We start from the raw sequence: 15,579 nt of genomic DNA, 5'->3' as shown, positions 1-15,579 counted from the left end.
TATTGATATCGTATAGGGTGCCTTCTTCAAAACCCCCTGCCGCGCGTAGTAACTCTTCGGCATGTTCGATCCCATCTTCGGTCAGCGACACAGAGTTACTACGCGCGGCAGGTGCTTTTGAAGAAGGCACCCTATACGATATCAATAATGTTGGTTTGCTTCATCATGTCAATCAGGCGTTAAGAGCTCATAAGCTGTTCCAGCTTGATACGCATTATATGCTAAAAGCAGGACTAGTCGTCATTATTGATGAATTTACCGGACGTGCAATGGATGGGCGCCGCTTTTCAGATGGATTGCATCAGGCGATTGAAGCCAAAGAAAAGGTGGAAATTCAGGCCGAAAACCAGACACTGGCCTCAGTTACATTCCAGAATTATTTCCGCATGTATGAAAAGCTGGCAGGCATGACCGGCACCGCCCTGACCGAGGCAGGCGAATTTTCCGAAATTTATAATCTGGACGTAACAGCGATACCGACCAATCGTGATGTGCAACGTATCGATCACGATGACGAAGTCTATCGCACGGGTGAAGAACGGGATGCTGCCGTTATTGATCTGATTACCGATTGCCAGACCCGTGGCCAGCCTGTTTTGGTCGGCACGATCAGCATTGAAAAATCTGAGTCACTGTCAAAAGTTCTGACCAGTAAAAAAATCAAGCACCAGGTTCTAAATGCGCGCTTTCATGAAGAGGAAGCCAAGATTATTGCGCAAGCTGGTGTGCCAGGCGCGGTAACGATTGCTACAAATATGGCAGGTCGTGGTACTGATATTCAACTAGGCGGCAATCTGGACATGCGGATTGCCGATGAGGTTAAACCTGATAGCTCCACAGCAGATAAAGACATAACGGCGATCACCGCCGAGGTTGAAAAGCTGAAAGCCGAGGCACTTGCTGCGGGTGGCCTTTATGTAGTCTGTACCGAACGACATGAATCACGGCGGATTGATAATCAGCTTCGTGGTCGTACTGGTCGTCAGGGTGATCCGGGCGCGTCAAAATTCTTTCTGTCATTGCAGGATGATCTGATGCGTATTTTCGGGTCTGAAAAGCTGGATGGCATGTTGCAAAAGCTGGGGCTTGAAGAAGGTGAGGCGATCATTCACCCCTGGATCAACAAAGCTGTCGAAAAAGCCCAGACCAAAGTCGAAGCGCGCAATTTCGAAATTCGAAAACAGCTATTGAAATATGATGATGTGATGAATGATCAGCGCAGTGTTATTTTTGACCAGCGCAAGGAAATCATGCGTGCCACCGATGTGCAGGAAACTGTCAGCGATATGCGGTATGAGGCTGTATCAACAATTGTTGCCAATGCTATTCCCCAAGGAAGCTATCATGATCAATGGGATGCCGATCAGATGGCTGCCGATGCCCAGCGCGTGCTTGGCTTGAACGTGCCTGCGGCTGATTGGTTTAAAGAAGATGGTATCGCCGAACCTGAAATTGAAGAACGCCTTGCCGAAGAAGCTGATAAATATATGGCCGAAAAAGCGGTACGGCTAGGCCCTGACGTTATGCGGATGGCGGAAAAATCGTTATTGTTGCAGGTGCTGGACCAGCAATGGAAAGAACATTTATTACGCCTTGATCAGTTGCGACAGGGCATTTCGCTTCGTGCCTATGCACAAAAGGATCCGCTTAACGAGTATAAGCGTGAAGCCTTTGGCATGTTCGAACAATTGCTATCGGGCTTGCGTGAAACAACAACGATGGTGCTGGCGCATGTCGAATTACGGCAACCCGATGAAGAAAGCGCGGCGCAAGCTGGGTCAACGCAGACTGAAACTACAGGTAATGCATCGTCTGCTCAAGCGGCCATGCCGTCAGGTAAAGTCGCGCGAAATGCCCCTTGCCCTTGTGGTTCGGGCAAGAAGTATAAACATTGCCATGGCAAAATTTAATTGACTTAATAATTGCTTGATTAAGATTTTGGCATATACCTCAAACTAAATAATAGGCTTAAAATGGATCAGAATATATCTAGACAAGATGAAGATGAATTGGATTTATTTACACTTTTCCAGACAATTTGGGAGGGTAAATGGATTGTCGTGATTTGCACTGCAATGGTCGTGGCAATCACAAGTTTATTTCTTTTTGTTAAAAAGCCAGCCTATGAAGGGCATTTGTTAATACGAACTCCAAGCTTAGACACTATGTCTAGTTTTGAACAAATCAACAGATTTGCTACTAATGGCAAAGCAATTGTTTCTGATGGGCAGATAATAGGTTTTGAAGACAACTTATTAGTTGAGATAACGCCTAAAGAAATAATTGAGGTGTTTGTTGACGAGTTTAATAATTACAGCGCACTTTATGAAGCCATCAAACAACATTCATCAGACTATGCTGAATTTGAAGGAAGCGGTGAGGAACGCACTTTGCTTCTTTTTCGATGGACAAATGATTATGAGCTTACCAAAATAGTTAATAAATCAGCAGGTGAAGCAAACACCTATCAACTCTCATTCGTTACCAGAAATATTGACGAGACCAAACAAATTATTGACCTTACGTTATCAAAAGTTTCTGCCAATACGAACCTGTCACTTTTAAGGTACCTTCATAGCATTTCTGATGCCGCCAAACAAAAATCATTTGACAAAATATCCCAGCTGGAAAACGAGATTTTATCAAGAAAAAAAATTCTGCTGATAGGCCATAATCAAAAAATTCATTTCTTGACTGAACAGTCAACAATAGCACGAGCACTAAATTTAAAAGAAAATATGCAAAATGCAGGTACTTTGGCCATGAGTGACAAAGCGTCCATGGCTGTTTTTGCTGACGCACCTTATTATTTGCGAGGGTACGAGGCTATAGATAGAGAGTTAGAACAGCTTCAAACAAAAGATGAAAAAAACATATATTTTGCCGATGAAAAATATGTCGAATTAATTGAAAAACTGGAAAATCAAAAAACCGATTTGCAATATGTAGAGTTTGACGCCGCTATAAAAAAACTACCCTTAAATAAAACAGATAGGTTAGTGCGCTATAATCCGCTGCTTATCGAATTTGAGGTCATGACCAAAAGAAGATTAATTTTGGCACTATCTTTGATCTTTGGAGTTATTGCAGGAGCCATGTTTGTTTTGTTACGTCATGGTTACAGGCAACATCAGGCTAAGGTGACGTCATAATGTTAGCAAACTGCCTTTGATTTATGCGAGGTCAAGTGAATGATAAAATATCAATTGATCTGTGAAAACGCACATAGCTTTGAAGGCTGGTTCCAGAATGCGGTTGCTTATAATGATCAATCCGCGTCAGGTTCCATCGCATGTCCAGTTTGCGAAATCACGTCGGTTAAAAAGGCACTGATGACGCCTAGTCTTGCTAGCCCAAAAATGCGCAAGACGTCAGAACCGCTTGCTCCGCCGATTGCTGATGCAAAAAAGACGGATGTTTCAATGCCAACAGCCGAAATAGGTAAGTCAACAGCAGGATCCACAATGCCGCCTTTTGGCATGTCGGCGGCTGTAAAAAGCGCGGGGAATGCGTCCGAAAAAATGCCCGAAAAAATGCCTGAAAAGGTCGTTGAGCAGATGGCCGAAATGATGTCTGAGCTTCGCCAGTTGCAACGGAAAATCCGCAGCGAATGTCGCGATGTTGGTAATGACTTTGCCGAAGAAGCCCGCAAGATGCATTATGGAGAAGCCGAGCCAGAAGGCATTTATGGCCATGCGACAGCCGAACAACGCGCTGAGCTTGACGATGAAGGCATCGATATTGTCGAAATGCCGCTCTTGCCTCTGGATAACTAGCGCGACGCGCACGTTTATGGAATCAGATTGCTGTCCGGCGGTTAATGACCGGCATATTAGCGCTTGTTACGCATCCAGCTTCCGCTGATGCCATAATTGATAGCAAGGCTTGCAACCCGGCTAAAGCCGCCTAGGCGCGGAGCAAAGCCAGTCGCATCATCCAGTAAAATACCAACCTTGGCGAATTCGGACCGTAACTCGGCTGGCTTGACGAATTTCTTTGGGTCATGCGTACCAGCCGGAACAATACGCACAATATATTCGAGCGCATATTTGGCAAAGGCGATAGCAGGCAAGGTACGGTTGATGGTTGTCAGAACAACCACCCCGTCATCGGCAAGCATATTGGCAATAGCAGTGGCAAAGATGTTCCGGTCAGCAACATGCTCGATTACCTCAGAAGCATAGATAACGTCAAAAGTGGCACCACGTGCTGCCAACGCCTCGGCGCTTTCGCAATGATAGGTGATATTCAACGCGCTGGTTTTGGCATGCGTGCGTGCAGCATCGATTGCTTCGCTGGTTACATCAATGCCAGTTACAATGCCGCCAAGACGCGCCATCGGTTCGGCCAGCAAACCGCCACCACAGCCAATATCAAGAATGCGTAAATTCTGTAGTGGTTTTTGATCTGGTAAAGTGCCTTTGATCCGGCGAATGGCGTCGGTGATATACTCCACGCGGATCGGTGTAAAACTATGCAAAGGGCGCATCGGCCCTTTCATATCCCACCATTTGTCGGACAAGGCGGCAAAGTTATCTATTTCTTTTTGATCAATAGTGGACTGCATTGACTTGCCCCGAAGCGAAGTAGTCGTTAAGACTGCGGTAAAAATAATAAACCATTAGCTAGATAACATACATCAATGGCACGTATTGTTCAAAAATTCGGTGGTACTTCGGTGGGCGACCTTGATCGCATCCGCAATGTCGCCAAAAGAGTGAAAAGCGAAGTCGATGCGGGCCATGAGGTCGCGGTCGTTGTTTCCGCTATGTCCGGAACCACAAATCAGCTGGTGCAATGGGCATCCGAAATTGGCCCCATGCATGATGCGCGTGAATATGATACGATTGTCGCCACGGGTGAACAGGTCACCGTTGGCCTGTTATCGATTGCGTTGCAGAATATTGGCATTGATGCTCGTTCATGGCTTGGCTGGCAAATTCCAATCAGAACCGACAATCTGCATGGATCTGCCCGCATCGACGAAATTGACAGTTCAAAAATGCGCGCGCGTCTGGCGCAGGGGCAGGTCGCTGTTGTCGCCGGATTTCAGGGGATTGGCCCGGATGGTCGCATCACGACGCTTGGCCGCGGTGGTTCGGATACATCGGCGGTGGCACTGGCGGCAGCGCTTGATGCAGACCGTTGTGATATTTACACGGATGTTGACGGCGTTTACACGACGGATCCGCGAATCGCGCCAAAAGCGAAGAAATTAGACAGCATTACCTTCGAAGAAATGCTTGAAATGGCCTCTTTGGGCGCAAAAGTACTACAAACACGTTCGGTGGCGATGGCCATGCGCCATAATGTCAATTTGCAGGTTCGATCCAGCTTTTCTGACATGCCGGGCACATTTGTCGTTGATGAGGATTCAGTCATGGAAAAAGAAACTATAAGCGGTATAGCCTACGCACCAGATGAAGCAAAGATCACCATTATTGGCTTGCCCGACGAACCTGGAATCGCGGCCAGTGTTTTTGGTGAGTTGGCACAAAACCATGTGAATGTTGACATGATCGTGCAAAGCGCATCAAGCCAGAGTCAGCGCACCGATATTACTTTTTCACTTGGACAAGCTGACTTGAAAAAGGCTGTTGAAATCATTGAAAAAAGCAAAGAAAACCTTAAATTCAATGACATCAATTACTCAGAAAATGTGACCAAAATCTCGGTTGTTGGAATGGCGATGCGGTCACAGCCAGGCGTTGCCAAAACAATGTTCGAAACGCTTGCCGAAAAAGGCATTAATCTTGCGGTTATTTCGACGTCAGAAATTAAAATATCTGTTTTGATTGATTCTGAATACACGGAACTTGCCGTACGAAGTTTGCATTCGGCATTTGGTCTCGACGATGAAGGATAGCACGTCAGACATAGGTGTTTAGTGTTTAGTTAGTTGGCGTGTGAAACCGTATTTTTGGATCAGCATTAGAGCGTAACGACAAGTTTTTAATGCGCTTTTTCTGATCTGAAACATCTTTTAATTGGACATCTGTGTTTTTTATGTTCAATTTATCTTATGTAAACCGAGCCGCAAGCTTAAATTATCAGGTTATACCAATGGTAGACAGTAATATTACAGAGATTAGTGAAACCTCGTTAGCAAGCACTCTTTTGACTATTGGTGTCCAGTTGCGCGCAGCGCGCAAAGAAACGGGACGAAGTGTAGCCGATGTCGCGAATGAACTTCGGATCAATGCGGGTTATCTGAACGCTATTGAAAAAGGTGAACTCGACGACTTGCCATCATCTACCTATGTGGCAGGATTTTTGCGCAGTTATGGAAATCTTGTCGGCTTTGATGGTAATCAGCTGGCGCGCACTTATCTAGGACGTGTCGATGATGCTGATCGGCAGCCGACTTATTCATTTCCACAGAATAATGTAAAACCGCAACGTTCTGGGGCGCTGATCGCTTCGATTACCGTTGTTCTGGCGGTAGCTGGTTATGCTGGCTGGTACTGGACTGAAACCAAATCAGACAAGTCGGATGATGGCATGGCCATTGTGGCAACAGCACCTGTGACATCTGAATCTGGCCCAGGTGTGGCTGGTATTGGCACCCCCGCCCTTATCGAGCCTGATGGCGCGGCACAAAGCGTTTTTGTCGAAGGGCAGGATGAAAAACTCTCGGTGACTGAAATTGGCACCCCAAATCCTCCGGCTGATGAACAGCCTCTGATCGAACCCTTAGCTGACGTGATGGTTCCCGCAATACCTAAGGCCGGAAATAATGTCGAAGCCGATAGCGTGATGGTGGCAATGGATCCGGTTGTGACAGCATCAGTGTCAAATGAAGCGGTTATCAAAACCGAAACACCACCTGTCACTCCCGTCACTCCCGTCACTGTGGAAACAGCAGATACACAAATCGCGTCAAATGATGCCGCTGTATCAACAGATGACGATAGCACCATCTTGCTTGAAGATGACGCAAGCAATGTCAGCCAAAGTTCGGCTGTCGCCAACCAACGCGATCCAATGCAGGAAATTACGATCCGCGCAACTGGGTCTAGCTGGGTCGAAATCATCCGCAACAATGGCGAAGAAGTCATGACGCAGCTTATGCGCAATGGTGATACCTATGTCGTGGATGGTGCGGAAAATCTTTATCTTTCCACAGGTAATGCTGGTGGTATTGAATTTATCATTAGTGGTGATGATGCGATTTCTGCTGGTGCCATTGGTGAGATTGTTCGCGATCTTCCCCTTACGGTCGATAAGCTACGCGCCCGCCTGTAGGTTGCCGCATATTAATTACACATATTCTTTTAGCTGGTGACGCGTCTTAGGATAGCGAACCAACTGGCCGTGCGGACTTGTCACTGGCAATAGGCTGGCTAAACGGCTATAGACATAACATTATTTGATTGCTGACCATTTGCATATGGTTGTGTAGAATATTTACTCTAGCTGGAGATATGTTTTGTCTAGTGCCTATCGCCCATATCGTTCGATTGATCGCCGCACATGTCGTCAGATCATGGTAGGAAATGTGCCAGTTGGTGGTGATGCCCCCATCTCGGTGCAAACCATGACAAATAGTCTGACAACGGATGTTGCGGCAACACGGGCGCAGATTGATGCAGCGGCTGAGGCTGGCGCTGATATTGTGCGTGTATCCTGCCCTGACGAGGCCAGCACTGTTGCCCTGAAAGAAATTTGCGCAGGTAGTCCGGTACCTATTGTCGCTGACATTCATTTTCATTATCGCCGTGCTATTGAGGCTGCCGCTGCAGGTGCCGCCTGTTTGCGGATCAACCCCGGCAATATCGGGAATGAAGATCGCGTTCGCGAAGTGATTAAAGCGGCGCGAGATCATGGCTGTTCGATGCGGATTGGTGTGAATGCGGGCTCGCTGGAAAAGCATCTGCTTGAAAAATATGCTGAACCTTGTCCTGAAGCGCTAGTTGAATCGGCACTCGATCATGCACGTATTTTACAGGATAATGATTTTCACGAATTTAAAATCTCGGTAAAGGCGTCGGATGTATTTCTGGCAGTTGCCGCCTATCAACAGCTTGCCGATGCCATTGATTGTCCGCTTCACATCGGCATTACCGAGGCAGGCGGATTACGGGCGGGAACGATAAAGTCAGCCATTGGCCTTGGTAATCTGTTATGGGCAGGCATTGGTGATACGGTTCGCGTGTCGCTGTCAGCTGATCCGACTGAAGAAGTCAAAGCAGCTTATGAAATGCTGAAATCGCTAGGCCTTCGGCGGCGAGGGGTAACGGTTATTTCTTGCCCATCATGTGCGCGCCAGCAATTTGACGTGATCAAGACAGTCGAAGTGATCGAAGACCGGCTTGCACATATTGATCTGCCAATCTCGGTTTCGATTATCGGCTGTGTCGTTAATGGCCCAGGTGAAGCCCGTGAAACAGATATTGGCCTGACTGGTGGTGGCAAGGATACGCATCAGATATATGTTTCGGGTATGGCTGACCACCGTTTGTCGAATGGTGATATTGTCGAACATGTGGTCGAAATGGTCGAGGCCAAAGCCGAAGCTATCCGCGCCGCTCAGGTTGCCGAAGCTAGTGATCTACAGACACCCATAAAAATGAAAGCCTGAATCATGTCGAAACTTCAGCCTGTACGCGGCACGTCTGATCTTCTGCCTGTCGATATGGCAGGGCATCGTTTTGTAGTCGATAACGCACGCAACGCCAGCGCGCAATATGGCTTTCAGGAAATGGCTACGCCGATTTTTGAATTTACCGAGGTGTTTTCAAAGCCGCTAGGCACCAGTAGTGACGTGGTGACAAAAGAGACCTATTCTTTTGAAGATCGTGGCGGTGAACGGATCACCTTGCGTCCCGAAAATACCGCAGGCGTTGTCCGTGCCATGATTTCGGGTGGTTTGACGCAAAGCTTGCCATTAAAATTTTTCTATGCAGGCCCCATGTTTCGTTATGAACGCCCACAAAAAGGGCGGATGCGTCAATTCCATCAGATCGGTATTGAATATCTAGGCCCGACTGACGCGTTGGCTGATGCAGAAATCATTGCCTGTGGTGCGCGTGTACTGGCCGATATTGGCGTGCTTGATAAATGTGTTCTGCATCTCAATTCACTTGGTGATACCGAAAGCCGCCTTGCCTATCGTGCGGCACTTGTGGATTATCTTGGCGGCCATGAAGCTGCTTTGTCTGACGACAGCAAACAACGTCTTGCGGTTAATCCACTTCGTATTCTTGATTCAAAAGATGCTGGTGATCGGGCAATTATTGCCGATGCGCCGCGTTTGCAGGATCATTTGAATGATCAGTCTAAAGCGCATTTTGCAACATTGACAGCTGCGCTTGATGCGGCGTCTATCGCCTGGAAATTTGATCCGCTGCTTGTGCGGGGGCTGGATTATTATTGTCATACAGCTTTTGAATTTATCACTGATGCGCTGGGTGCCCAAGGCACGGTTCTTGGTGGTGGTCGTTATGATGGGCTGTCAGAAATGCTTGGCGGTCCCGCGATTGCGGGTGTTGGCTGGGCTGGTGGTATTGAGCGGCTTGCTATGCTGGCCGCAGGTGGCATGGTTGCGGTTCCCCAACTGGCTGTTGTCGCGGCAGATAACGATAGCGATCAGCATGCTTTTAAGCTGGCTGAGCAATTACGTGATGCAGGATTTAGCGTTGATTTACCTACAGCAGGCAATATGGGTAAGAAAATGAAGAAACTAGACAAAGCGGGTATCAACATTGCCGTCATTATGGGTGGTGATGAAGTTGAACGCGGTGTCGTTCAGCTACGTAATCTTAGTGATGGATCACAAGATGAAGTGGCACGAGATGCGCTTGTAAGTGCGTTATCTTCCATCATTAGCCATGCAGGCAACAACGTCGATCAATAATATAGTTAGGGGATCAAGGGTATGAGCCTAGACTCAACCATGGATAGGGTGTTGGCGCGTCGCACCGAAGTCGAAAATATTCTGAATGATGCCGCATCACTTTCGGTTGACGAGATGGCAAATTTTGCCCGCGAGCTATCCGAATTGCGGCCAGTTTGCGAACAGATCGAACTTGTCCAGCGCTTAACAGGCGAGCTTAGCGATGCCGCAGTGATGGTTGATGAAGCTGGTGATGATCCAGATATGCTGGAAATGGCGCGCCTTGAAATGCAGGAATTGCAGGCGCAAATTCCGGATGAACAGCAAAAACTACAATTATTGCTTTTACCAAAAGACCGTGATGATGCGCGTAATGCCATCCTAGAAGTGCGGGCGGGCACCGGTGGTGATGAAGCTGCGTTATTCGCGTCAGATTTGTTTGGGATGTATCAGCGGTTTTCGGCCAAATATGGTTGGAAATTCGAAGTGATGGAAGTGTCTGAAACAGGTATCGGTGGTTACAAGGAAGCTACCGCGACAATCACTGGATCAGACGTGTTTGCACGGTTGAAATTCGAGTCCGGTGTGCATCGTGTGCAAAGGGTGCCCGAAACTGAAACTGGTGGTCGCATCCATACGTCGGCAGCCACCGTGGCGGTTTTACCCGAAGCCGAAGATGTTGATGTCGAAGTCATAGAAAGTGATCTGCGGATTGATGTGTTCCGTGCGTCGGGTCCAGGGGGGCAGTCGGTGAATACCACCGACTCGGCAGTGCGGATTACGCATATGCCAACGGGTATTGTGGTCAGCCAGCAGGATGAAAAATCTCAACATAAGAACCGCGCCAAAGCGATGAAAATTCTGCGCGCGCGTCTTTATGACGCCGAGCGTGCCCGTGTTCAGGCAGAGCGAGCAGCAGATCGTAAAGGTCAGGTTGGCTCAGGCGATCGCTCGGAACGCATCCGTACCTATAATTTTCCGCAAGGACGGGTAACTGACCATCGCATTAACCTGACCTTGTACAAGCTTGACCGTGTTATTGCAGGTGAGGCACTGGATGAAGTCATCGACGCATTGATATCCGAAGATCAGGCACGCCGCCTTGCCGAAGGCACCTAAGGAACGTCGATCAATAGCTAGACTTTAGGCGTATTAAAGTGATGATTAAGCAGGATGCACGCAAAATTTTACGGGATGTTGCCGCCACTTTGAAAGCGGCATCAATTGCCAGCCCGCAACAGGATGCACGGCTTTTGCTGGCCGCGGCAATGCGTCGTAATGATGCGGTTCTGCCGCATGAAACAATTTCCTTTGGGGATGCGGAAAATACGCAATTGCAAAAGCTGGTTGCGCGGCGCATTGCCCGCGAGCCGGTGAGCCGCATCCGTGGATGGCGTGAATTCTGGTCACTTCGTTTTGCTTTGTCATCTGCAACGCTTGATCCGCGCCCCGATAGTGAAATTATTGTGGCAACAGCAATCGCGGCGGCGAAAGCGCAAATCGCAACGAATTCTGAAAAACAACACAAGCTTCTTGATCTTGGGACAGGAAGCGGCTGTCTTTTACTTGCCTGCCTTAGCGAGTTACCGCATGCCAAAGGGGTTGGGCTAGATATTAGCGAAGCCGCTCTTGCAACAGCCAGCGATAATGCAACAGCCCTTGGTCTTTCAGATCAAAGCGACTTTCACCAGCATAGTTTTATGAATGATGTTTCACAATTCGGATCATTCGATATTGTTTTGTGTAATCCGCCTTATATTCCGGCAGGTGATATTGCTGGTCTGGAACCCGAAGTGGCCAGCTATGAACCGATGCTGGCACTTGATGGGGGCGCGGATGGGCTGAATTGTTGGCGTGGCATCATGGCTGTGGTGCCACATTGTCTGCAAGCTGATGGTTGTCTGGTGGTTGAAATTGGGTCAGGTCAGGAAAATGATGTAATCCGACTTGCCGAAAAGGCAAATATGGACTGCGTTGAAACGCATAAAGATCTTGCCGGAATTACCCGATGTTTGGTGTTTAAATTAAAAAATTAGCGAAATGTATTATTTTGCTTGAAATTGATCACTACCCATGACTATTGTCTATTAACCGCAACGGTAAAGGCAATGCCTTTCGTTAGCACATACCCAGATAAACGTCCGTCTGCTTAACTTCGGTTTAAGGCCGATTTATACCCAAGACTGCTTTTAACTGACCCACTTCTTACAGAATAATAAGTTGGTATTTAATTAATGAGACAACCCCAGAATGCAAAGCGCGGTCGTGGCCGTGGTCGTCGAGGTAACGGCGGCGGCGGCAATCATGTGCCTAATCGTAACACGTCGTATGAGTCGAATGGTTCTGACGTCAAGCTACGTGGCAATGCCCAACAGCTTAATGAAAAATATATAGCGTTAGCCCATGATGCGTCGTCATCCGGAGAGCGTATTGCTGCCGAGGCCTATTCCCAATTTGCCGATCATTATTTCCGCCTGCATCAAGCAGCGGTTGGCGCGGCAGAGACAAAACGTCAGCAGGAACAGGCCGCCCAAGTAGCAAATGGCATTGATACGGACGCTCAATCCGATAAAGGCAACGATGATGCGGATAAAGCAACGTCGGCTGATAGTCCGGCGCCAGTATCTGATGATGTGAAAACCCCAAAAACAGCCAGCAATGGTCAGCGCAAGCCCCGCGTTAAGCCGACGGAAGAAGACACATCCTCCTTGTCGCCAGCGCAACTTGCCGAAGCGGTTCAGGATGAACAGGATAATAAAAAGGTTGCCAGCTAGGCTGATAACCGCCTTGCCCTGTGATGGAATGATTATAGAACGGTGATCTGGTCACCTGTTCTGACTATGCCTGATGACAGGATTTCAGCAAAAACACCCAGATCGGTATGGCCGAATTTTTCGCGCATTATAGATAATGTATCTTTGCCGCGCGCGGCGGTTACGGGATCAACATTAATCGCCGCGCAACGACCCACAGGTGCAACGATCCGCAGTTGTGCCGAGCCAATCATAATGTCCTTACCTATCAATGATATTTCACTAAAGGCACTGTCGGTCTTGATCATCATGTTCAGCCGAAACCGGCGCGCATCTGGAAAGGTGTTGGTTGCGTCGGCATAGGCTTCGATCGATGCTGTGCCCCCAAGCGTGATCCATGGCGCGTTAGTATCGGTAAATGCCTGAGTGTCCACGCGCACGACTTTGGGCGTACCGTGCAGGCGTCCGGGCATATGTTCATTCATATAAGAAGAGAAAAAGGCTTCAACTGCCGCCACGCCATTTACATCATCCAGATCAGCCCGAAGCAATGATGTGCCATCTTTGCTGATAAGCATATGATTGTTTTTCACGACACAGGATAATGCGGCCAGCGCTTCATGTGACATTAATTGCAGAAAGTGCGCTTTTTTAAACCATGTACCCGCTGGGCTATTGGCGACTTTGTCGCCCCCAATTGAAATCGCATAGCGTCGATCACCATCTATTGGCTGTCCTGGTGTAAGCGTTGTTTTGTCAATCTGCTCACCGCTCATCCCTTTTACAGGGTAGCGCCATAATGATTCGATAAACATCAAGGCGCGTCATCAAGGGCAGACATAAGGTCATTTTGCGCAAATTGCGTACCGCCACGTGATAAAACTTCGGCATTCACAATATCAACCTGCTTTAAAAATGTTGGCAGATAAGCCTCGTCAAGGCGGGTGCCGGTTGGCAGTCGAACCGTGACTGGATTGACCTGTCTTTTGTTCACAAGAATCTCATAATGCAAGTGCGGGCCTGTTGATCGCCCTGTTGAACCCACATAACCGATGATCTGTCCTTGCTGGACTCGCGATCCAGATCTGACACCACGGGCGATGGATTTCATATGGGCATAGGCCGTATCATAGGTGCTGTTATGCCTGATGCGAACATAGCGTCCATACGAGCCGCGCCACCCAGCCTCGCGGATAACCCCCGAACCAGCAGCGATAATAGGTGTGCCGGTTGGTGCGGCAAAATCCACACCTTTATGCATGGCTGTATAACCACTGACTGGATGTTTACGTTTGCCAAAGGATGATGACAGGCGTGCGCCAGAAATAGGCGTGCGTATAAGCGTGCGTGCGGCCGAGGCACCATTCTTGTCGAACCAGCCAATACCGGCGTCGCTATTTTCATAGCGATAGAAAGCAAGCTGGTTCCCCGACAATTTCAAACCGGCATAATGCAATTTTGTGCTAACGGCATTTCCGGTGATCTGATCATAGGATGTTTCATATAATAATTCGAATACATCGCCAGTGCGAATTTCACGTTGAAAATCGACCGAAAAGCCCATAACGCGCACATATTCATTAAAGGCGGCATCTGGTACGCCCGCCGTTATGGTGGATTTATAGATTGATCCATCGATAACGCCATTTGCAAAAGTCAGATAAGTATCGACAGGGCGTATTGCCCGAATCGCAATCCAGCCACTTTCGGGATCTTTAAGGGCATAAATGTCGCGTCCGTCACGGGTTGTGAAGCGATAACCAAGGTTGCTGATGGTGATTTTCATGCCCACTGGCAGGCTTCGCAGACTTGTTCGGGTTTGAATCGCCGTTACCGAATTGGCAATATCGGTGTTTGAGTATCCAGCGCGGCGCAAAACATTGGCTAAGCCATCGCCTGATTTAAGCTGATAATCGGCTTCTTTGTCGCTTTCTTGACCAGTCTGTGTGCGAATCATGTCACTAAGACGTGCTGTAGAAACTGGAAAAATGCTTTCCAGTGATGGTTTTGGTTGCGGCAGTTCAATAGTTACTGATTCTGTACCATAGGATAGGGCTTTGTCTGGGCGGGACGTGGGAATCGCAAAAGAGGCCTGATGAACAGGCACCATTGCGCCGCCAAGCATGGTTTCGTCAGGATTATTAATAACAGCGTTATTGACGTTGGCCGCATGCGCGACTGAACCAAACCCAAGGGACAGCATATCACCTACGATAAAAGAAACTGTCAGTGCTATGCCCGCAAGCAAGCGTCGAGATATTAAGTTTTGGCGTACTGGCATATGTACTAACATCTTCTATCTATTCAAGATTAGTCTGTTATCCACAGGTTCCGCGTATAATTAGCGAATCTACGGAAACAGTCAATCATTTGCTTATTACAAAAAGCGTGGAACATAATATTCAGCTAAATAATGGCAAAAAAACAACATAATCTTGGAAAAAAGGTATCGGCCTGACCACAGGATATTACCCTAGGTTAAATTTAAATATGTGAAGTTGTTTTTTTCTACCCCATATCGCGTTAAGTCTGCTATAAAGAGATAAGTCGAATGAAAAGCCAAGAATAGGTCTGACCAAACGCCTTCAAAGGCTGATTTTCAGGCAGATAATCAAGAAAAAACGGTCTTTCGGCAAAAAAGTTAACAAAGACGCATTTTAGGGGTGGACAGGTCGCCGAGACCTGCATATAACCCGCCCTCGTTGAGCCGTTTCGGCCAACATAACTGCCTCGCCAGCTTTGTGCTGACCGGCAGTCGCTGTTTGAAAAAGTTGGAAGCATTTTGGAAGAGATTCGCGGGCGGCGGTACGTGATAACGTGTCGTTCTTTGTGATATAATATATGTCAGCCTGTTGAATTTCATAAACGCTAATTTTGAACAAAAATTAATGAACATGGATTAAATAGGCGGGCTATGTTCACGGATTTATCCGTTGAACCAGTCTAACCTAAGAGTTTGATCCTGGCTCAGAACGAACGCTGGCGGCATGC

The 15,579-nt window shown here is 47.8% G+C and carries 13 protein-coding genes; 10 read left to right on the top strand and 3 right to left on the bottom strand.

Features of this window, described 5'->3' with window-relative positions; translation table 11 throughout:
• The 3 genes from ABNT28_RS06050 to ABNT28_RS06040 all read left to right on the top strand — a co-directional run.
• Positions 1-1,910, top strand: a 1,910-nt coding sequence (locus ABNT28_RS06050; RefSeq protein WP_348721189.1) for an SEC-C metal-binding domain-containing protein, incomplete at its 5' end; no start/stop codon positions are given.
• Between the two features lie 63 nt (positions 1,911-1,973).
• A complete protein-coding gene (locus ABNT28_RS06045; RefSeq protein WP_348721188.1) occupies positions 1,974-3,152 on the top strand; it encodes a Wzz/FepE/Etk N-terminal domain-containing protein in 1,179 nt (392 codons plus the stop codon).
• 39 nt (positions 3,153-3,191) lie between these two features.
• The gene (locus ABNT28_RS06040) at positions 3,192-3,776 is read left to right on the top strand and encodes a DUF1178 family protein (RefSeq protein ID WP_332923662.1); all 585 of its coding nucleotides are present in this window, start codon (positions 3,192-3,194) and stop codon (positions 3,774-3,776) included.
• Between the two features lie 56 nt (positions 3,777-3,832).
• Here ABNT28_RS06040 and ubiG read toward each other — a convergent pair whose 3' ends face one another.
• Positions 3,833-4,567 carry a bifunctional 2-polyprenyl-6-hydroxyphenol methylase/3-demethylubiquinol 3-O-methyltransferase UbiG gene (gene ubiG, locus ABNT28_RS06035; protein ID WP_332923663.1) on the bottom strand — a complete coding sequence of 245 codons (735 nt, stop codon included), beginning with the start codon at positions 4,565-4,567 and terminating at the stop codon, positions 3,833-3,835.
• Positions 4,568-4,642: 75 nt separating this feature from the next.
• Here ubiG and ABNT28_RS06030 point away from each other — a divergent pair, with 75 nt between their 5' ends.
• From ABNT28_RS06030 to ABNT28_RS06000, 7 genes are all read left to right on the top strand, one after another.
• Positions 4,643-5,866: an aspartate kinase gene (locus ABNT28_RS06030; protein ID WP_332923664.1), complete on the top strand. Its 1,224-nt coding sequence runs from the start codon at positions 4,643-4,645 to the stop codon at positions 5,864-5,866.
• 197 nt (positions 5,867-6,063) lie between these two features.
• Positions 6,064-7,245 (top strand): RodZ domain-containing protein, encoded by a 1,182-nt coding sequence (locus ABNT28_RS06025; protein ID WP_348721187.1) that lies wholly within the window; start codon positions 6,064-6,066, stop codon positions 7,243-7,245.
• Between the two features lie 184 nt (positions 7,246-7,429).
• Positions 7,430-8,581 (top strand): flavodoxin-dependent (E)-4-hydroxy-3-methylbut-2-enyl-diphosphate synthase, encoded by a 1,152-nt coding sequence (gene ispG / locus ABNT28_RS06020; protein ID WP_332923666.1) that lies wholly within the window; start codon positions 7,430-7,432, stop codon positions 8,579-8,581.
• A 3-nt stretch (positions 8,582-8,584) separates the two neighbouring features.
• Positions 8,585-9,856 (top strand): histidine--tRNA ligase, encoded by a 1,272-nt coding sequence (gene hisS / locus ABNT28_RS06015; RefSeq protein WP_332923667.1) that lies wholly within the window; start codon positions 8,585-8,587, stop codon positions 9,854-9,856.
• A 21-nt stretch (positions 9,857-9,877) separates the two neighbouring features.
• The gene (gene prfA / locus ABNT28_RS06010) at positions 9,878-10,954 is read left to right on the top strand and encodes a peptide chain release factor 1 (RefSeq protein WP_332923668.1); all 1,077 of its coding nucleotides are present in this window, start codon (positions 9,878-9,880) and stop codon (positions 10,952-10,954) included.
• Positions 10,955-10,995: 41 nt separating this feature from the next.
• Positions 10,996-11,871, top strand: a complete 876-nt coding sequence (gene prmC, locus ABNT28_RS06005) for a peptide chain release factor N(5)-glutamine methyltransferase (protein WP_348721186.1) — start codon at positions 10,996-10,998, stop codon at positions 11,869-11,871.
• A gap of 198 nt (positions 11,872-12,069) precedes the next feature.
• Positions 12,070-12,609, top strand: coding sequence for a DUF4167 domain-containing protein (locus ABNT28_RS06000; protein ID WP_348721184.1), 540 nt, complete (start codon positions 12,070-12,072; stop codon positions 12,607-12,609).
• Between the two features lie 32 nt (positions 12,610-12,641).
• Here ABNT28_RS06000 and ABNT28_RS05995 read toward each other — a convergent pair whose 3' ends face one another.
• Together ABNT28_RS05995 and ABNT28_RS05990 are read right to left on the bottom strand one after the other, a co-directional pair.
• Positions 12,642-13,403 (bottom strand): hypothetical protein, encoded by a 762-nt coding sequence (locus tag ABNT28_RS05995; protein ID WP_348721183.1) that lies wholly within the window; start codon positions 13,401-13,403, stop codon positions 12,642-12,644.
• On the bottom strand, positions 13,403-14,881 hold the full coding sequence (locus ABNT28_RS05990; RefSeq protein WP_332923460.1) for a peptidoglycan DD-metalloendopeptidase family protein: 1,479 nt from the start codon (positions 14,879-14,881) through the stop codon (positions 13,403-13,405). The genes ABNT28_RS05995 and ABNT28_RS05990 overlap by 1 nt, the downstream gene beginning before the upstream one ends.
• Positions 14,882-15,579 lie beyond the last annotated feature (698 nt).

The sequence above is a fragment of the uncultured Candidatus Puniceispirillum sp. genome, from assembly GCF_963979125.1.
Classification (GTDB): Bacteria; Pseudomonadota; Alphaproteobacteria; order Puniceispirillales; family Puniceispirillaceae; genus Puniceispirillum.
This window is presented reverse-complemented; position numbering and strand designations above follow the sequence as displayed.